The organism is Salegentibacter sp. BLCTC (assembly GCF_015143665.1).
In the GTDB taxonomy this organism is placed as follows: Bacteria; Bacteroidota; Bacteroidia; order Flavobacteriales; family Flavobacteriaceae; genus Salegentibacter; species Salegentibacter maritimus.
Window position 1 is genome coordinate 487,565 of sequence record NZ_WYEW01000003.1, and the last position, 18,404, is coordinate 505,968.

Consider the following 18,404-nt stretch of genomic DNA (forward strand, 5'->3'; position numbering starts at 1 on the left):
TATGGAATTTTTATTTATCGGATTGGCCGTGGGAGCGGTTGTGGCTTATTTTATTTTTGCCAGGTTTAATAAGGAGAAATCAAAACTTAAAACCAACGAGCAGTCGTTGGTGATTATGGATAAAATTAGAAGTGTTTGTAAGTTCATCACCGTTGAAGGCGATTTTTCTGAAGTCTATCATTACGAGAATTTAAAGGAAAAATACCTAAGCTTGCTTTTAGGGAAGAAAAAGGCAATTGTACTGGTGAATGCCAAAGCACACGTAGGTTTCGATCTTAGTAAAGTGCGAATGACCAGTGAAAACGAAAGAAAAACCATTGTACTAACCAATTTTCCGCAGCCTGAATTGCTTACGGTAGAGACAGATTTTAAGTACTACGATAAGCGCGAAGGTTGGGCAAATCCTTTTACCACATCAGATCTTACCGATATTAATCGGGACGCCAAAAACTATATTGTAGATAAAATTCCGCAAAGCGGTTTGTTAGACCAGGCAAGAAAAGAGGCACTGGATACCATTTTGTTAATGGAAAAAATAGTAGAAACCATAGGCTGGAAATTAGATTATACCGCACTAACTTTGGAAGATAGAAATCAGTCAAAAATCGAAAAATAGACGATGACGTCACCCTGAATTCGTCACTTCTAGCGGAGTCGAGAAGTCAGGACCTAGCATATTGATTATTAGATAGATTTCCGTTTTTACTGAAATAAATTCCGCAGAGGTTTCAGAATGATAATTCCTAAACATATGGATATAGAAACACTAAGAAACTATTGCATAAACAAAAAAGGAGTGACAGAAGGACTTCCTTTTGGTCCCGATGTGCTGGTTTTTAAAGTAATGGGCAAGATTTTTGCTTTGGCCAGTCTGGATGCGATTCCGCTTAGTGTAAATTTAAAATGTGATCCTGAAAAAGCAATTAACTTGCGGGAAACATACGAAAACAATATTTTGCCCGGTTACCATATGAACAAACAGCATTGGAATACAGTTATCCTCGATGGTCACCTAAAGCCCGATTTTGTTTTCCAATTGGTAGACGATTCGTATCATTTGGTAATTTCAGGATTAACCAAAAAACAACAACAAGAACTTAAAGATTTAGATGAATAACCCATTAGAATTTTATACAAAACAGAAAGAAATACACAGGCAGGAATTAGCTAAGATTTCAAAAAAATTATTGGTTTCCAGCTTGATTAGGCTATTGATTTTTTTAGCGATTTGTTTTGCAGTTTATTATTTCTTCGGAAATATGAATGTAATCGTACCGGTAATTATTGGTGGGATTGCACTTTTTTTGTTCCTGGTATCCAGGCATAGCAACCTAAAAGATGAAAGCGATAAACAAAAAGAAATCATCAAGCTGAATGAACAGGAAATAGATATTCTAAACACCAGGTATTTTCAAGAGCTCCCCGATGGAAGTGAATTTGAAAAGCCCACACATCCCTACAGTCAGGATATAGATTTATTTGGGCGGGGATCGTTTTTTCAATATGCAAATCGAACCGCACTTTATGAAGGGACCAAAAAACTGGCGGGTATTTTTACCGAAAACAGCATAGAGAATATACCCTTAAAACAGGAAGCCATTAAAGAACTGGCTAAAAAGCCAAAATGGCGGCAGGAGTTTACTGCTTTAGCTAAATTAGTGAAGACTGAAACACCTTCTAAAACTGTTATTAAATGGTTTAAAAACTATAAGAATTTTGTTCCAGATTACGTAAAATGGTTGCCAACAGTATTTTCGGCGATTTCCATTTTGGTAATTGCCGGTTATTCGTTTGATTATTTAAAAGGGATTCACCTTTTTTTATGGTTTTTGGCGGGAGTACTTTTTACAGGGATTTACCTGAAAAAAATCAATTTATTGTCGGGTAGCGTGAGTAAAGTACAGGATACTTTTCATCAATATCATTTGTTACTTGGCTTGCTGGAACAGAAAGATTTTTCTTCAGAAATATTAAAAAAGAACCAGGCTTTAATCCGTTCAGAAAAGAAAAAAGCTTCTGCCATTTTTAAAGAATTTTCTAAAGCAATTGATGCCTTAGACCAGCGAAATAATATGATTTTTGGCATTTTGGGCAATGGTTTTTTGCTATGGGACCTTAGACAATGCTACAAACTTGAAAAATGGATCGCAAGCTACAGGCAGCACGTAGAAAATTGGTTTGAAGTGATTGAAACTACCGATGCTTATAATTCGTTGGGTAATTTTGTTTTCAACCATCCGGCTTATGTTTTTCCTGAAATCATAAACGAAAAAAGAGGGATTACAGCAAGAAGGTTGGCACATCCACTTTTAGATCCTAATAAAAGGATTGCAAATGATTTCTCTATTGGTAGGGAAGAATTTTTTATAATTACCGGGGCCAATATGGCCGGGAAAAGTACCTTCTTAAGAACGGTTTCCCTACAAATCTTAATGAGTAATATAGGGCTTCCGGTTTGTGCAGAAGCCTGTCAATATTCGCCCATAAAACTTATTACCAGTATGCGCACCAGTGATTCGCTAAGCGATGACGAGTCTTATTTCTTTTCAGAATTAAAGCGCTTAAAATTTATTGTAGATGAAATAAAAACCGATCGTTATTTTATTATTCTGGATGAAATATTAAAAGGAACCAATAGTAGTGATAAGGCCATAGGCTCTAAGAAGTTTATTCGGAAACTGGTGAACTCCAATTCAACCGGAATTATTGCAACGCACGATTTGAGTTTATGCGAAATCACTTCAGAATTACCCCAGGTGAAGAACCATTATTTTGATGCAGAAATCATTAACGACGAACTGCATTTTGATTATAAGTTTAAAGATGGAATTTGCCAGAATATGAACGCCTCTTTCTTGCTTAGAAAGATGGAGATTGTAGACGATTAAACGCTAGAATTAAAGTTTTCGGAACCTTTTCCAGGCTTTAGTTGAGGTTATATGAAATGTCTTATTTTCGTCAAGCTGAATTTGTTTCAGCTTCTAACAAGATCTTATAAGCGTATTAGATTGGGAAGCAGTATGAAGTGATTAAAAGCTTTATTACTATCTAGCTTTTCTTTTCGAAAAGGAGATGTTAAATCGGTAAAGAAAAAAGTTATAAATGGATTCATTAACACAAATAGTACTGGGCGCTGCGGTTGGCGAAGCAGTTTTAGGCAAAAAAGTAGGCAATAAAGCAATGCTGTATGGAGCCATTGCAGGCACCATACCCGATTTAGACACTTTTGCAAGTGCTTTTACCGATACCATTACCGCTATTGAAATTCACCGTGGTTTTACTCATTCTATTATATTTTCTATACTTTTTGCGCCCATTTTTGGCTGGTTGATCTCAAAGATTGAAAAGAAATCTAAGGCCACCTGGCAAAATTGGTCCTGGTTAATGTTTTGGGGCTTATTTACGCATCCGCTTTTAGATTCGCATACCACCTGGGGCACACAGTTATTCTGGCCTCTGGAAGTGCGCCTGGCCTATAAGAATATTTTTGTGATAGATCCACTATATACTTTACCGTTTTTAGTGTTTTTAATCCTGGCAATGCGAAAGAAAAGAGGAACAAAAGAAAGGAGAAAACTTAACAATCTTGGCCTTATAATTAGTAGCGTTTACCTATTGGTAATTACCCCGGCATTAAAACTTTATACCTTTACTAAGTTTACCGAAGCTTTAGAAAATCAGGGTATTGCTTATTATAAAATAGAAACCAAACCCGCTCCGCTAAATGCTATTCTATGGACGGCAAATGTAGAGGTGGATGATGCTTATTTAATTGGGAATTATTCAATTTTTGATACACAACCAATAGACTTTGTAGCACATCCCAAGAATCACCATTTACTGGGTCCCTGGAGAGAAAAGCCTAATGTAAAACGCCTTATTGCTATTTCAGAAGGCTGGTTTACCATTTCAGAAAAGGAAGGGGAGATTTATTTTAACGATCTTCGTTTTGGTACTTTAAGCCCAATAGCCAGGGTGGATGCCGATTTTGCTTTTAGCTATAAACTCGTGGAAGAAGAGGGGGAAATTAAAGCCATAGAGACTGAAAAAACACGTGGTGATGCAAAAGAACTTTTGTCGCAGTTGGGTACACGTATTTTGGGAAATTAGTGGTGTGGAATTTGAAATGAATTTAGAGATTTTCAGCCTTTAAATTTCTGGCTGAGTGATGAATAGTAAGGATGTCTACTCTTTTGTTATTCAGTATTTTATAGATAATTCGATAGTTCCCTTCAATTAACTCTCTAATTTTAGGATGATTTATTTCAGGGACCGATTTACCTGAATAGATTTGAGTATGAAGAATTTTTGTTCGATTCCTAAGTTTAATAATTTGTAACCTAGCATATTTTTTAGAATCCCTACCAATGTATTCCCCAATACTTTTTAAATCAGATATGGCTTGAAATGTCCAGTTTATTTGAACCATTTTTCAATCTCCTTATCCAATTGTTCCTCAGAAATAACATCTCCTTTCTTTGACTGATTTATACCATTTTCTACTTTTTCAATAAAAATCAAACGTTCTACCAACTCATCAATAGAAAATGTCTCCGGCAGTTTTTCAATCTCTTCCCTTAATTTGCTTTTTGTAAGCATTTTTACATCAATTTGAATCCAATAACAAGATACAATTTTAATCTGAGTTTAAATTTAAAGAAAGGAGTTACTGAACAAAAAATATTCGTTTATTCGTAGCAAGCTAAATTCCATATAAACTTCTTTATAAATCTTATCTTAGCGAAAATTCTACCTATTTATGAAATATTATTTGAGCATTGCTATTGTATTTTTATTTATTTCCACTTTTTCTGCGCAGGAAGCTTCCGTAAAATTAGACTCCATAATTAGCAAAATAGAAAATTACAAAGCCTACGATCGCGAAGATTTTCCTTTAGGCCTTTATACCGAAGAATATTATAAAAAACAAGCTGAATTTGCCGAAGCAGGTTTAGAAGAACTCAATAATATTAAAGCTAATACGCTTAGTGAAACTGAAGCAATTTCGTTGGAAATGCTAAAGTTTAAACTCCAGGAGACCGTAGATCGTTACACCTACGAAGCCTATTTAAATCCGTTGCTTTCTGATTCTGGATTTCATTTAAGCCTGGCTTACCAGGTGCGGGATTTAAATACCTATGCACAGGTAAAGGCTTATTTAAATAAATTAAATGCCATACCAACTTATGTAGATCAGCATTTCGCTTTGTTGCGGGAAGGTTTAAAGAAAGGCAATACACAACCTCTGGTTATATTTAAAGGTTACGAAGCTACCTATAACAATCAAATTTTAGAAGATCCAAAAGAAAGTTATTTCTATGAACCTTTTCTAAACCTGCCAAAAACACTTTCAAAAACCCAAACGGACTCTGTTTTAAATGCCGCTGAAAATGCGATTGCCGAAAATGTAATTCCGCAGTTTAAAAGAATTAAAGCTTTTTTTGAAACTGAATATCTGCCAAATACACGAACAAGTTTAGGCGTTTCTGAAATTCCTAATGGTAGGGACTATTATCAAAACAGGCTGAATTATTATACAACCTTAGATTTAACAGCAGAAGAAATTCATCAAATTGGTTTAGAGGAAGTAGCGCGGATTAATTCAGAAATGAAAAAAATAATTGCCGAGGTTGAGTTTGATGGAAGTTTTGAAGAATTTATTCATTTCCTAAGAACCGATGAGCAATTTTATGCCAAAACAGGGGAAGAATTACTTAAAGAAGCCCGTGATATTTCTAAACGCATAGATGCCAAACTCCCCGCTTATTTTAAGACCTTGCCCAGGAAACCTTACGGAGTGGCAAAAGTACCCGATGCTATCGCACCAAAGTATACTACAGGACGCTATATTGGAGCTTCCAATGAAACCCAGCCGGGTTATTATTGGGTAAATACTTATAATTTACCTAATCGTCCTTTATATGTGTTGCCATCTTTAACAGCGCATGAGGCCGTGCCCGGACATCATTTACAAAATGCTTTAAATGCCGAATTGGGTGATAGCATTCCAAAATTCCGAAGAAATATGTATTTATCTGCTTACGGAGAAGGCTGGGGCCTCTATTCCGAATTTCTAGCTGAAGACATGGGGATATACACTACGCCTTATGAGTTGTTTGGAAAACTAACTTATGAACAATGGCGCGCCTGCCGATTGGTAATAGATACAGGGATTCACGCCATGGGGTGGAGTAGGGAAGAAGCGGTAGCATATTTTGAAAAGAATACCGCGCTTTCAATGCATAATATCAATACCGAAGTAGATCGATATATCTCCTGGCCCGGACAGGCAGTTTCCTATAAAATTGGGGAAATAAAAATCAGGGAATTACGTAAAAAAGCAGAAAAAGCCCTGGGTGCCCAATTTGATATTCGTGATTTTCACGAAGTGATTTTAGAACAGGGAGTGGTTACATTACCAATTTTAGAAGAAAGGGTAGATAAATATATTGAAGAAGCGCAATAGCAACATATCAGTTCAATTTATTCAGAATTTCTTAACTTATAGGAGTAAAATTTACCGCTATGAAAACTGCTGAAATACGAGAAAAGTTAATCAGTGAGATAAATTCATCTGATAATAAAAATTTGCTTGAAGAACTCTACCGTTACTTAAATAGAGAGAATAGAACTCAGAAAACCTATAATTTGAGTGATGAACAAAAGCTTGCAATAGAAGAAGCTAGGGAACAGATTAATAAAGGAGATTATTTGACTAGTGAGGAAGCCAATCAAGAAATTGACGAATGGCTAAAAAGGTAATTTGGTCTTCAAGAGCTCAGAACGATAGAAAAGAAAACCTGGAATATTGGATAAAAAGGAATAAATCCAAAGTCTACAACAAAAAAACTAGCAGAATTATTCAGGCAAGCCGAAATACTGGTTACTAATTATCCCGAAATCGGAAAACCTACAGATAGCAAGAACGTTCGAATTAAAGTTGTTAGGGATTACTTACTTATTTATGAAATAAAGAAGAACCAAATTTTTATATTGACTATTTGGGATAGTAGGCAAAATCCCAAAAAAACTAGTAAAACAACTCTAAAAATGACCTATGCAGCGGTTATCTATTGAATCAAATCAAGTTGTTTTGTAGTTTTATATCTTATCTTCGCGACTTTAAAAATTAAGCATGAGTTTAGAAAAAGAATTAAGGGAACGCAGCGATAGTACTTGCGAACTTTGCAGTGCTACAGATAATTTACAGGTTTATAGCCTGGAGAATTTCCCGGGGGAAGCCGTAGATGGAAGTTTTATGGCTTGCCGGGTATGTAGCGAACAATTGGAAGATTTTGATAAAGTAGAGGTAAACCACTGGCGTTGTTTAAACGATAGTATGTGGAGTACGGTTCCTGCTGTTCAGGTTGTTGCTTTTCAGATGCTTACTAAACTTAAGGCTGAAGGTTGGCCGCAGGATTTGCTGGATATGCTGTATATGGAAGACGAGCTAAAAGCTTTTGCCAAGTCCCAGTTGGTTTCCGAAGAAAATACTACGCCAGAAGTTATCCATAAGGATAGCAATGGTGCAGTAATCGAGGCCGGAGACACCGTAGTGCTTATAAAAGACCTAAATGTAAAGGGTAGTAGTTTAACCGCTAAACGCGGAACTGCTGTACGCCGTGTTTCTTTAGTTCACGATAATGCAGAGCAAATTGAAGGTAAGGTTGAAGGACAACAAATTGTTATCTTAACAAAATTTGTGAAGAAGGTTTAAAGCTTATTGGCTTAAGACTTCTTTTCTCTCATCACTTTCTACCATCCCGTCGCGAAGGCGTATAATACGATGAGCGTGTTCGGCGATATCTTCTTCGTGGGTAACCAGGATTACTGTGTTGCCCGCTGCGTGTATTTCATCAAAAAGGTTCATGATCTCTACCGAAGTTTTAGAATCCAGGTTCCCGGTAGGTTCATCGGCAAGAATTATAGAAGGTTTATTTACCAAAGCCCTTCCAACGGCTACTCTTTGACGCTGCCCCCCTGAAAGCTGATTGGGCTTATGGTCCATTCTATCGCCAAGTCCTACGTTGGTTAAAACCTCTTCGGCCCGTTTTTTTCGGTCGGTTTTATTGTAGCCGGCATAGATCATGGGTAAGGCAACATTTTCTAAAGCGGTAGTGCGTGGAAGAAGGTTAAAGGTTTGAAAAACAAAGCCTATCTCTTTATTTCTAATTTCGGCAAGTTCATCGTCGCCCATTTGGCTGGCATCTTTTCCATTTAAAATATAGGTGCCGGAAGTAGGTGTATCTAAACATCCCAGTAAATTCATTAAAGTAGACTTTCCAGATCCCGATGGCCCCATAATGGCCACATATTCACCTCTTTCAATGTCCAGGTCTATGCCTTTTAAAACTTTTACCACTTCATTTCCCAATGGGAAATCCCGGGTAATTTGCCTAATCTCAATGACTTTACTCATACAGAAATAATTTTGTGCTTATAGGACGCAGCTTAGCGCATTTTGTTACAAACGTATTGTAAAATGCTGCTTTGCCTGTTCTTTCCTAAAAAATATAAGTCCGAGGAAAAAGGTATCAATGCTCACTTTAACCCTGGGATGTGCCTTAATTTCTTCCCAGGCAGCTTCCATTCCGGGAGACCAATGAATATCATCAAAGACGAAAACAGAATCGTTATGGGCGGTGGGAAGCAATTGCTGAAAATAATTTAAGGTAGCTTCTTTGGTATGATGCCCGTCAAAATAAATAAGATCGTAATGGGTTTGTTGTTTGTTGTTTGTGACTTTATTAGAAAAGACTACAAATTTTGAAAGAATTTCTTCAAACTCTCCCACTTTAAGATCAACATTACTCAAACCGAACTTGTTCAATTGCACCCGGGCTATATTGGCGGTTTGTGGGCAACCTTCAATACTGGTTACTTTGCTATTTTTATTTGCCGCAAGTGCAGCAGTGCCAATTCCCAGCGAAGTGCCAAGTTCTAATATATTTTTACAGTTTAAATAATTCACTAAGCGAAATAAAAACCTGGCCCTTTTTTTCGGAATTCCTACATTTTTGGCAATTGAAGCAATACTGCGCTCATTAGAAGTGAAAACCCTACTCCCTGCACCAAAGTCGGTTACCTGTATTGTTTTATTGTTTTTTAAAAGATCATTTCGGTAATCGTTTAGAAATGTATATGCTTTGTATTTCTTTTTATTATAAAAACATTTCGTCACCAAATCGTATACAAAGGGCGAATGCAACCCATGTTGGTTTTGGGATTTTAAAAGGAATTTTATGTAGGATTTTAGGTGCAGAGTAGTTTGTGGTTTAGAGTTTTTTGTTTGTAGTTCAGGTTGAAATATATTGTTTATGGTTTTTTAAACTTAATTCCTTTTAGGTTCGTTTTTCTCAAATAATACATAAAAGCCCCTATTTTATTTTCGGCTTTTAAGCAGTCTTCTTTTAAGTCTTCAAACTGTTCACTATAAATTAGCTTTTTATCAAAAGCTCTATATAATTGCGAGCGCAATTCAGAAACAGAACCTTTTGAATAACTTAAAAAATTATGAAATTCCTGATTACCTCCACGACCATAACCTTCAGCAATATTATCCATTATCGAACCCGAACTTCTTTCCATTTGATCACGCAGCGAAAAATTTCTTCCTAGCTTGGTATTATGAAATAGTTTTTCTGTTTTATTGCATATTAATCTTGCTAGCTGCCAGGCTTCAATATCCTCAAACCTTTCGATTTTACCCATAATTCTCATTTTTTTCTAACTAAAAATACAAGATTTTTCAAACACCAAACACCAAACACCAAACACCAAACACCAAGCACCAAACACTAAACAAACAATAAACACTGAATCTACTCCATCTTCGCCCCAAGTTCAAACCAACGTTCGGTTTTGGTTTCTATGGCGTCATCTATCTCCTGGAGTTTTATAGAGTTTTCTTTAATTTCATCCGGATTGAGGTTTTCCAGGAATTTTTGCTGAAATTTCTCTTTTTGTTTTTCTAGTTTGGCGATTTCCTTTTCTAATTTTCCAAACTCTTTTTGCTCATTATAACTCAGTTTTGTACCTGAACTGGTCTTTTTCCAATCTTTTTTGGTACTCTCAGTTTCTGAACTTTCTTCTCTGGCTTCTGCAATAGCACTGTTTTCATATTCCCTATAATCGGTGTAATTTCCCGGGAAATCCTGAATTTCGGCATTGCCCTGAAACACGAACAGGTGGTCTACTATTTTATCCATAAAATACCGGTCGTGAGAAACCACCAGTAAACAGCCCGGAAAGTCTAATAGAAAGCTTTCCAGTACGTTTAAAGTAACAATATCCAGGTCGTTGGTGGGCTCATCCAGAATTAGAAAGTTTGGATTTTGGATAAGTACAGTACATAAATAAAGGCGCTTTCGCTCTCCTCCACTTAATTTCTCGACAAAATCGTATTGTTTTTTTCTGTCGAATAAAAAGCGTTCCAGCAGTTGTTGGGCCGAAATTTGCCGCCCTTTTTTAAGCGGAATATAGTCTCCAAACTCCCTAATTACTTCAATAACTTTTTGGCCCGGTTTAATATTAATTCCAGACTGGGTGTAATAACCAAACTTGATGGTTTCTCCAATCACTACTTTTCCGCTATCGGGTTTAATTCCCCCGGTAAGAATGTTTAAGAAAGTAGATTTACCGGTACCATTTTTTCCGATAATACCAATACGTTCTCCACGTTTAAAATTATAGCTAAAATTTTCCAGTAGTTGTTTGTCCTGAAAAGACTTGCCAATATTGTGAAGTTCTACAATTTTGCTGCCCAGGCGCTCCATGTTTAATTCTAGCTGCACTTCGTGGTCCTGGCGGCGTTTATGGGCTCGTTCTTTAATTTCCTGAAAATCGTCTATTCTAGATTTAGATTTAGTGGTACGCGCCTTGGGTTGGCGTCTCATCCAGGTTAGCTCTTTTTTATAAAGCTGTTTTGCTTTTTCGGTATTGGTAGCTTCCAGTGCCATCCTGGCATCTTTTTTATCCAAATAATACCCATAGTTTCCTTTGTAAGTATAAAGTTGCCCGTGGTCTAATTCTACAATTTCATTACAAACCCTTTCCAGGAAATACCTGTCGTGGGTAACCATAAAAATGGTAAAATTTTCTTTCTTAAAATATTCCTCCAGCCACTCAATCATATCTAAATCAAGATGGTTGGTGGGCTCATCCATAATAATGAAATTGGGTTTTTGAAGTAACATCACCGTAAGGGCAAGTCGTTTTTTTTGTCCGCCCGAAAGGTGTTTTACTTCTTTAGAGAGGTCGTCTAATTTTAGTTTGAACAAAATCTGCTTGTACTGGGTTTCAAAATCCCAGGCTTGTGCAGCGTCCATTTCTTCAAAGGCTTTTTGGTAAGCTTCTGTATCATCGGGGTTTTTAAGCGCTTTTTCGTAGCGGTTTATAATCTTTAGAATCTCATTATCTGAAGAAAATATAGTTTCTTCAATGCTTAAGTTTGGATCTAAGTTGGGTTCCTGTGGAAGAAAGGCTGTAGTAATATCTTTCCTATACACTACTTTACCTGCATCTGGAGAATCAAACCCGGCCAGGATATTTAGAAGGGAGGTTTTTCCGGTTCCGTTTTTCGCGATAAATCCTACTTTTTGTCCTTCGTTGATTCCAAAAGAGATATCTTCAAATAATACGCGTTCCCCGTAGGCTTTGGCAATATTTTCTACACTTAAATAATTCACAGACTTGAGTTTTGTGCAAAATAAAAGGAAAATTGCGACTTAATTTTATTATTGGCCTACAAAAACTATATTTGTTAAAACTATCTAAATTAAGATGATAACTCCTTGCATAGATGTGTATTGGTGAATTTAAATTATCTTGATGTCCCGAATCAATAGCAAAATGCTGAAAAGATACACCTTCATTTTAATCTTACTGGCGGCGTTTTTAAGTTTCTCGTCGTGTATTTCTACTAAAAAAACCACTTATCTTCAGGATAAAGAGAAAACAATGGATAGTATTATCCAGGTACATCAATTAAAAAAACCATATCGAATTCAAACAGGGGATCTTTTAAGTATTCGGGTGAAAGCCCTGGACCAGGAGTTGGTTGGAATGTTTAACCCAGTAGGGGAGGCCAATAATAATGCAACTACCGAAGAAAAAGTTTATTTTGATGGGTTTACGGTAGATGAACACGGTAATATTCGTGTACCTACCCTGGGGGAAGTAAACGTTCTGGGATATACCGAAAGGGAAATACGGGAAAAAATTGAGCAACTGCTACTGGAAAATTATTTTAAAGAAGAAGCCAACCTTTTTGTTACGGTAAAACTCGCCGGAATTAGATATACCACGCTTGGGGAAATTGGAACCGGAAGCCAGGTGATTTACAAAGAAAAAGTGACCATTATGGAAGCGGTGGCCAATGCCGGCGGTATTTCTGAATATGGAGATATGGAAAATGTAAAGATTATTAGGCAATACCCGTACGGAGAGGAAATTCATAAGATAGATCTCACTGATATTGATGCTACCAAAAGCGAATATTATTATATTCAACCCAACGATCTTATTTTGGTGAACGCTTTGCCGCAAAAGGCGCTGGGGTTGGGAACCACCGGATTAGAAATATTTAGAACTGGAGTTACCATATTATCTTTTGTAACCACAACTATCTTATTATTTAGCAGGATTTAAATGGCACACGAAGACGATCATATTTCAGATGTTGGCTCAACCTTCGATTTTAAAGGTTTTGTGCTAAAAGTTATCAGTTACTGGAAGCTTATTTTGCTTTCGGTAGGGATTAGTTTGGCGGTTGCTTATTATAATAATGTTCGGAAATTACCGGTGTACAGGCTGGGAAATTCTATTTCTATAAAAGACGATCAAAACCCTTTTTTTACCAGTAATACCAGTTTAACTTTTAACTGGGGAGGAACTTCAGATAAGGTAAATACTGCCATGACGATCTTAAGGTCACGTTCCCATAACGAAGAGGTGGTAGAAGAGCTTCAATTTTATACCCAGTACTTAAAAGATGGCGAATATCAGCGTATAGATGCCTATGGGAATACTCCTTTTAAAGTAATTGCAGATACGGCGAGGGCCCAGGCTACTAATGTAAGTATGACCATCACATTTCTAGATTCGCTAACCTATAATTTAAAAGCAAAAGTACCCGGTAATTTAAGCCTTCAAAATTATACAACGAAAGAAAAAACATTCCGGGAAGTAGATGCCAAAGAGTTTAGTAAGAATTACAAATCGGGGGAAAAAGTAAGATTACCTTTTTTTAACGGTACTATTGTTCGGGTAGATCAGCCTCTACAGGCCGGTACTCCTTTTTATGTGAGTTTTATGAATTTCGATTCTGCTGTAGGGAGGTATCGTAATGTAAATGTGAGTCCGGAATCCCAGGGTTCTTCGGTGTTAAGAATGAATCAAACCGGGGGGAATAAAGCCAGGCTTGTAGATTATCTAAATGGAACCGTACGAGTGCTTAGCGAAAATATGTTGGCTCGTAAAAACCTGTTTGCCACTAAAACCATTCGGTTTATAGATTCCAGTTTAGCGGTACAATCGGAAGCCCTGAAGTTGGTAGAAGCAGAGCTCAACCAGTTTAGAAATGAAAATGCCATTATGGATATTTCTGCGGAAAGCTCTAAACTTTCCAATAAGCTTTCAACTTTAGATCTAAGAAAAGAAGAGATTAGAAGGCAGATTTCTTATTACGAAACTTTAAGAAATTATCTTGAAACCCGAAACGATTACTCTAATGTGCCCGCGCCTTCGGTAGCCGGTATTTCAGAAGGAAGTATTTCCAGCGGGGTTTCGCGAATTATTGCATTGGCAGAAGAAAGAAGCAATTATCAGTATTCACTAAAAGAAAATTCGCCTGTTTTTGACGATATAGACCGACAAATAAATTCGGTTAAATCTATTTTGCTGGAGAACATTAGTTCTTCCAAAGGCTTGTTACGAGAAGAACAATTGGATATTAATCGGCAAATAGCGCAACTGGAGGCTGAAATTAGCAAGCTACCGCAGGAAGAACAGGATTTACTAAAAATTGAGCGGCGGTATAGTTTAAACGAAAAATCCTACAATATGTTCCTTGAGAAAAGGAGCGAGGCGGGGCTTATTAAAGCGGCGAATGTAAGTGATGTAATGGTAATCGATTCAGCTAAGGATACAGGTGGCGGCCAAATTGGCCCCAACACGCAGTTGAATTATGTGATGGCCGTATTGGTGGGTGGGGTGATTCCCTTAACCTTTGTGTTTCTGTTGGTTTTTCTAAATACCAACATCCATAACGCCCAGGAAGTAACACGTTTATCACCCATTCCTATTTTGGGAATGATAGGAAAAAGTAAGATCGACTCGAATTTAGTTGTTTTTAATAATCCAAAATCATCTATTTCTGAAGGTTTTAGGGGCTTGCGTTCCAGTCTTCAATTTATGTATAAAAAACAGGGGGTTACAGGTTCTAAAACCCTGCTTATTACCTCATCGGTTTCAGGGGAAGGAAAAACTTTTTGTGCCATGAACCTGGCTACGGTTTTTGCCCTGAGTGAGCGAAGAACGGTATTGGTGGGAGTGGATTTAAGAAAACCCAAGATTTTTGACGATTTTCAGCTGAATAACGATCTGGGAGTGGTGAATTATTTAATTGACCAGGCTAGTACCGATGAAATTATTCAGCAAAGTAAAATTCCTTATCTCGATGTGATTACTGCCGGGCCTGTACCACCCAACCCTTCAGAATTATTGATCAATGAACAGATGGATAAGCTGATGGAAGAATTAAAACAAAAATACGATTATATTATTCTTGATACACCGCCAATTGGGATGGTGGCCGATGCTTTAAACCTGGTAAAACACGCCGATGCCACAATATACCTAATACGCCAGGATTATACCAAACGCGGAATGCTGGAGTCTATTAATGAGAAATATGGCAAAGGTGAAATTAAAAACATCAGCTTTGTATTAAACCATTTTGTACACCGTGCCAAATATGGTTATGGCTATGGCTATGGCTACGGTTATGGGTACGGCTATGGCTACGGGTACAACCGTTATTCTAAAGGCTACGTAGAAAAATCTGATCCCACCCGAAAACTTAAACGTTGGTGGAAAAAAGCAATGCGGAATTTTGAGTAAGTAGTTAGTCTGTAGTTGGTAGTCTGTAGTCGTTAGAATAAAAAAGTCTCCCGACTACGTGGAAACTACCGTCTCCCGCCTAAAGACTAAAGTCTATTGACTATTTTTGTGCAGTCTGTAGTTGGTAGTCTGTAGTCGTTAGTTGTTAGAAAAAACTATCGTCTACCGACTAAAGTTTATTGACTATTTTTGTGCAGTCTGTAGTTGAGAGTCTATAGTCAGTTAGTTGTTAGAAAAAACTATCGTCTACCAACTATTGTCTACCGTCTAATGCCTACCTACTATATCGAATACGAATGCAAAAAAATAAGGAGATGGAAAATAAGCCTGTATTTAAGTTTGAAGATTTAATGGTTTATCAAAAGGCTTTGGATTTTGTAGATTTAGCTTATGAGGTATCCAAAAGTTTTCCTAAATCAGAATTATACAACCTGACTTCTCAATTTAAGCGAGCGGCGGTATCTATCCCTTTGAATATTGCTGAGGGATCTGGAGATACAAATGCGCAATTTAATAGGTTTCTTGAAATCGCAAGAGGCTCAGTAAAAGAATGCGTTGTTTGTTCTACGATTGCAAAGAGACAGGGCTTTATTAATCATGAAAAGGATTTAGATAATCGAAGAAAACTAGCCGAGCTCTTCAAAATGATTTCCAGCTTGAAAAAGTTTTTGAAGAAGTAAATGATTGTTAGTCTGTAGTCGATAGTCTGTAGTCGTTAGAATAAAAAAGTCTCCCGACTACGTGGAAACTACCGTCTCCCGTCTAAAAACTACCGTCTCTCGACTACCGGCTAAAAAACTCCCGACTCTCAACTAATCTCCCATTAACAAAGCTGTGTTAATCCACTGCCAAATATGAAAACTGCTTTGGTTGTCTCCCGCCTGGTAATTTTTCCATTCTTTTTCTATTTCTTTAAAATTGAACCAATTTGAGGCTTTCGAGTATCTAAGTTTCTCTAAATTATCATCGGTAAAGTTTTTTAACTCTTTAGCCAGCCATTCTCTTTGTGGAGTTTGCAGAGGCCTTTTAGGGGCATAGCTTAAATTTTTTGGAGCAATTTCTTCAAGTATTTTTCTAATTAGAAATTTTTGAATTCCATTAAAAATTTTATGTGCTTCAGGCTGGGAAAAAGCAAATTCTACCAGTCTGTAATCCAGGAAAGGTTCCCTTAATTCGGTGCTATAAGCCATAGAAATGCGGTCATTGAACCTTAAGGCACGTGGAATTTTAGTATAAAAGAGATCCCTGTATTGCAAGTTTTGCAGGTTGTTATTAAATGGCTTCGGATATACCGGTTTTTTAGCTAATTTTTGAAATTCTGGATTCAGCACCTGCAATTTAAAAGGACTCGTTTTTCCTAATCCCTGTATAATATTAGTGTTGTTAGAATTTTGATAATAGTCGTAGCCCGCCCATTGCTCGTCCATTCCCTGCCCATCTAATAGCACCTTTATACCCTCTTTTTTCGCAGCTTCAAATAAGGTAGCATAGGCTAAAGTGGGTATGCCGGCATAAGGCTCATCCTGGATATCACTAAGAAATCGCGCTTTTTCTATAACATCGGTAGGCTGTATTTTTACTTTTTCGAGGGGGTTTTGAGTAGTTTTAATCATTTTCTCAACCCAGGCTAATTCATCATAATTCTTATGGCCGGTATAAAAAGTATAAGCTCTAATTTTATTATTTTCCTGGCTCTTGTTGACCAAAGCCAATAATAGCGAGCTATCCACTCCGCCACTAATATTAAAACCTACGGGCACATCGGCTCTAAACCTTAGGGAAATACTATCCTTTAAAATTTCAGTATAAGATTGCTTTGCCTCCTTAAATGATAAAGTGCCGGAGTAATCTTTAAGTCTATTTTCAAAGTTGTACCACTTTTCAAGCTTTAAATTTCCATCCTGAAATTCCAAAAAATATCCTCCCGGCAGTTGCTGTATATCCTGATAAAAAGTATCCCCGGGCATTCCGTAAGAGCCATAAGCAAAATAATTGGCCCATACTCTTTCATTGGGATCACTATGCTTTAAAATGCTGTTTAGAGCTTTAATCTCACTGCTGAAATAGAACTCATTATCGTTTTTTACATAAAAAAATGGTTTTACGCCAAACCTATCGCGGGCGGCAAAAAGTCTTTTTTCAAGACTATCCCAAATAGCAAAAGAAAACATGCCATTTAGCCTATTGAGACAGGATTTTCCCCAAACGCTATACGCAGCCAGTAGAACTTCAGTGTCAGAGTTTGTTTTGAAATTATAGTGCCCTTTTAGCTGCTGTTTTAACTCGATGTAATTATAGATCTCTCCATTGAATGTAAGGTGATAACGTCCCGAATTATCGGTAAAAGGCTGATTGGCTTCTGCAGAAAGATCTATGATGGAAAGTCGGTTATGGCCAAGCCTGCAAAAACCTGGATCTGTATATTCTCCTGTATGGTCAGGGCCACGATGCTTCTGAAGTTTCACCATTTCCTGAAGATCTTCGATGTTATGTTTTGCTGAAATTATTCCTGCGATCCCGCACATTGCTTTTATGTATTTTGATATTTTTTGAGGTCTAATTTCGTCAGCCTCTCCTTCAACTTTTATTACCCAAAATCTCTTCCGCTCTTTTCCAATCTTCTTGTGTGTCAATATTTATATAAGGGTATGCGCTTGTATTTACAAAGCCAATGTTTTTTCCGAAAAGAGAGTTTTTGTTTAAAAGAACAGTGGTTTTAGTTAGGTAAACGGCTCCATCTCTGTGATAGGCTTTTGGTAAATCCTGCCTGCGACTTATAATTTCTTTTTCCCCGGTAGCTATACGAAGAGCTCCCTGGTTTTCTTCAAACACCCAATGCGGATTATACGCTTTGGGTACTTCTCTCACTGAAATCAACGAATCAAATCCCCCATCTTTAAATTTTTGAATGGCCTCATCTATAAGTCCGGTTTTTCTAAAAGGCGTTGTTGGTTGTAATAAACAAATCGCATCAAATTTTATTCCCTGATCCAGGTAGTAATTTAGGGCGTGCATGGCAACCTCTATACTGGAACTGGAATCCTGTGCCAGGCTAGCGGGACGTTTAAATGGAACTTCCAGGTCAAGTTGAGTTGCAAGCTGAATAATTTCTTCAGAATCTGAGCTTAGGATTAGCTTATTTAGAAGTTTAGCTTGTTTTGCTGCTTCATAGGTGTATTGCAATAATGGTTTTCCGCCCAGGATTTTACTGTTTTTACCCGGAATACCTTTACTGCCTCCACGGGCGGGAATAAGGCCTAAAATATTCATAATAAAGCAGGTTT

At 37.1% G+C, this 18,404-nt stretch carries 19 protein-coding genes; 11 read left to right on the top strand and 8 right to left on the bottom strand.

Annotated features, from left to right (window positions below):
* Position 1 precedes the first annotated feature (1 nt).
* The 4 genes from GUB10_RS05510 (at position 2) to GUB10_RS05525 (ending at position 4,110) form a co-directional block, all read left to right on the top strand.
* Positions 2 to 616, top strand: coding sequence for a DUF4230 domain-containing protein (locus GUB10_RS05510; protein ID WP_193710430.1), 615 nt, complete (start codon positions 2 to 4; stop codon positions 614 to 616).
* Positions 617 to 751: 135 nt separating this feature from the next.
* Positions 752 to 1,117, top strand: a complete 366-nt coding sequence (locus GUB10_RS05515) for an MmcQ/YjbR family DNA-binding protein (protein ID WP_193710431.1) — start codon at positions 752 to 754, stop codon at positions 1,115 to 1,117.
* Positions 1,110 to 2,888 carry a DNA mismatch repair protein MutS gene (locus GUB10_RS05520; protein WP_193710432.1) on the top strand — a complete coding sequence of 593 codons (1,779 nt, stop codon included), beginning with the start codon at positions 1,110 to 1,112 and terminating at the stop codon, positions 2,886 to 2,888. Before GUB10_RS05515 ends, GUB10_RS05520 begins: the two co-directional genes overlap by 8 nt.
* A gap of 214 nt (positions 2,889 to 3,102) precedes the next feature.
* Complete coding sequence (locus GUB10_RS05525; protein ID WP_193710433.1) at positions 3,103 to 4,110, top strand: metal-dependent hydrolase; 1,008 nt, start codon at positions 3,103 to 3,105, stop codon at positions 4,108 to 4,110.
* Positions 4,111 to 4,132: 22 nt separating this feature from the next.
* On the opposite strand, the gene GUB10_RS16110 is transcribed toward GUB10_RS05525, so the two are convergent.
* Together GUB10_RS16110 and GUB10_RS05535 are read right to left on the bottom strand one after the other, a co-directional pair.
* Positions 4,133 to 4,429, bottom strand: coding sequence for a type II toxin-antitoxin system RelE/ParE family toxin (locus GUB10_RS16110; RefSeq protein WP_193710434.1), 297 nt, complete (start codon positions 4,427 to 4,429; stop codon positions 4,133 to 4,135).
* Complete coding sequence (locus tag GUB10_RS05535) at positions 4,417 to 4,599, bottom strand: hypothetical protein (RefSeq protein WP_193710435.1); 183 nt, start codon at positions 4,597 to 4,599, stop codon at positions 4,417 to 4,419. The genes GUB10_RS16110 and GUB10_RS05535 overlap by 13 nt, the downstream gene beginning before the upstream one ends.
* Positions 4,600 to 4,759: 160 nt before the next feature.
* On the opposite strand from GUB10_RS05535, the gene GUB10_RS05540 reads away from it, so the two are divergent.
* From GUB10_RS05540 to GUB10_RS05555, 4 genes are all read left to right on the top strand, one after another.
* Positions 4,760 to 6,466 carry a DUF885 family protein gene (locus GUB10_RS05540; protein WP_193710436.1) on the top strand — a complete coding sequence of 569 codons (1,707 nt, stop codon included), beginning with the start codon at positions 4,760 to 4,762 and terminating at the stop codon, positions 6,464 to 6,466.
* A 59-nt stretch (positions 6,467 to 6,525) separates the two neighbouring features.
* Complete coding sequence (locus GUB10_RS05545; protein WP_193710437.1) at positions 6,526 to 6,762, top strand: hypothetical protein; 237 nt, start codon at positions 6,526 to 6,528, stop codon at positions 6,760 to 6,762.
* Between the two features lie 138 nt (positions 6,763 to 6,900).
* A complete protein-coding gene (locus tag GUB10_RS16115) occupies positions 6,901 to 7,077 on the top strand; it encodes a type II toxin-antitoxin system RelE/ParE family toxin (RefSeq protein WP_370591075.1) in 177 nt (58 codons plus the stop codon).
* 58 nt (positions 7,078 to 7,135) lie between these two features.
* Positions 7,136 to 7,717, top strand: coding sequence for an alkylphosphonate utilization protein (locus GUB10_RS05555; protein ID WP_193710438.1), 582 nt, complete (start codon positions 7,136 to 7,138; stop codon positions 7,715 to 7,717).
* A 3-nt stretch (positions 7,718 to 7,720) separates the two neighbouring features.
* Here the strand turns inward: GUB10_RS05555 and GUB10_RS05560 are convergent, their stop codons facing one another.
* The 4 genes from GUB10_RS05560 to GUB10_RS05575 form a co-directional block, all read right to left on the bottom strand.
* Positions 7,721 to 8,419 (bottom strand): ABC transporter ATP-binding protein, encoded by a 699-nt coding sequence (locus GUB10_RS05560; protein WP_193710439.1) that lies wholly within the window; start codon positions 8,417 to 8,419, stop codon positions 7,721 to 7,723.
* A gap of 45 nt (positions 8,420 to 8,464) precedes the next feature.
* Positions 8,465 to 9,208 carry an O-methyltransferase gene (locus GUB10_RS05565; RefSeq protein WP_227740309.1) on the bottom strand — a complete coding sequence of 248 codons (744 nt, stop codon included), beginning with the start codon at positions 9,206 to 9,208 and terminating at the stop codon, positions 8,465 to 8,467.
* Between the two features lie 107 nt (positions 9,209 to 9,315).
* Complete coding sequence (locus GUB10_RS05570) at positions 9,316 to 9,711, bottom strand: four helix bundle protein (protein WP_193710440.1); 396 nt, start codon at positions 9,709 to 9,711, stop codon at positions 9,316 to 9,318.
* A 110-nt stretch (positions 9,712 to 9,821) separates the two neighbouring features.
* Entirely contained in the window at positions 9,822 to 11,687 is a 1,866-nt protein-coding gene (locus GUB10_RS05575; RefSeq protein WP_193710441.1) for an ABC-F family ATP-binding cassette domain-containing protein, read from the bottom strand.
* 163 nt (positions 11,688 to 11,850) lie between these two features.
* Between GUB10_RS05575 and GUB10_RS05580 the strand changes: the two genes are divergently transcribed.
* From GUB10_RS05580 to GUB10_RS05590, 3 genes are all read left to right on the top strand, one after another.
* Positions 11,851 to 12,648: a polysaccharide biosynthesis/export family protein gene (locus GUB10_RS05580; RefSeq protein WP_193710442.1), complete on the top strand. Its 798-nt coding sequence runs from the start codon at positions 11,851 to 11,853 to the stop codon at positions 12,646 to 12,648.
* The gene (locus GUB10_RS05585) at positions 12,649 to 15,120 is read left to right on the top strand and encodes a polysaccharide biosynthesis tyrosine autokinase (protein WP_193710443.1); all 2,472 of its coding nucleotides are present in this window, start codon (positions 12,649 to 12,651) and stop codon (positions 15,118 to 15,120) included.
* A gap of 314 nt (positions 15,121 to 15,434) precedes the next feature.
* Positions 15,435 to 15,800 carry a four helix bundle protein gene (locus GUB10_RS05590; RefSeq protein ID WP_193710444.1) on the top strand — a complete coding sequence of 122 codons (366 nt, stop codon included), beginning with the start codon at positions 15,435 to 15,437 and terminating at the stop codon, positions 15,798 to 15,800.
* A gap of 132 nt (positions 15,801 to 15,932) precedes the next feature.
* Here GUB10_RS05590 and asnB read toward each other — a convergent pair whose 3' ends face one another.
* Both asnB and GUB10_RS05600 read right to left on the bottom strand, forming a co-directional pair.
* Complete coding sequence (gene asnB / locus GUB10_RS05595; RefSeq protein ID WP_227740310.1) at positions 15,933 to 17,753, bottom strand: asparagine synthase (glutamine-hydrolyzing); 1,821 nt, start codon at positions 17,751 to 17,753, stop codon at positions 15,933 to 15,935.
* The gene (locus GUB10_RS05600; protein WP_193710445.1) at positions 17,698 to 18,390 is read right to left on the bottom strand and encodes a cytidylyltransferase domain-containing protein; all 693 of its coding nucleotides are present in this window, start codon (positions 18,388 to 18,390) and stop codon (positions 17,698 to 17,700) included. The genes asnB and GUB10_RS05600 overlap by 56 nt, the downstream gene beginning before the upstream one ends.
* Positions 18,391 to 18,404: the final 14 nt, after the last annotated feature.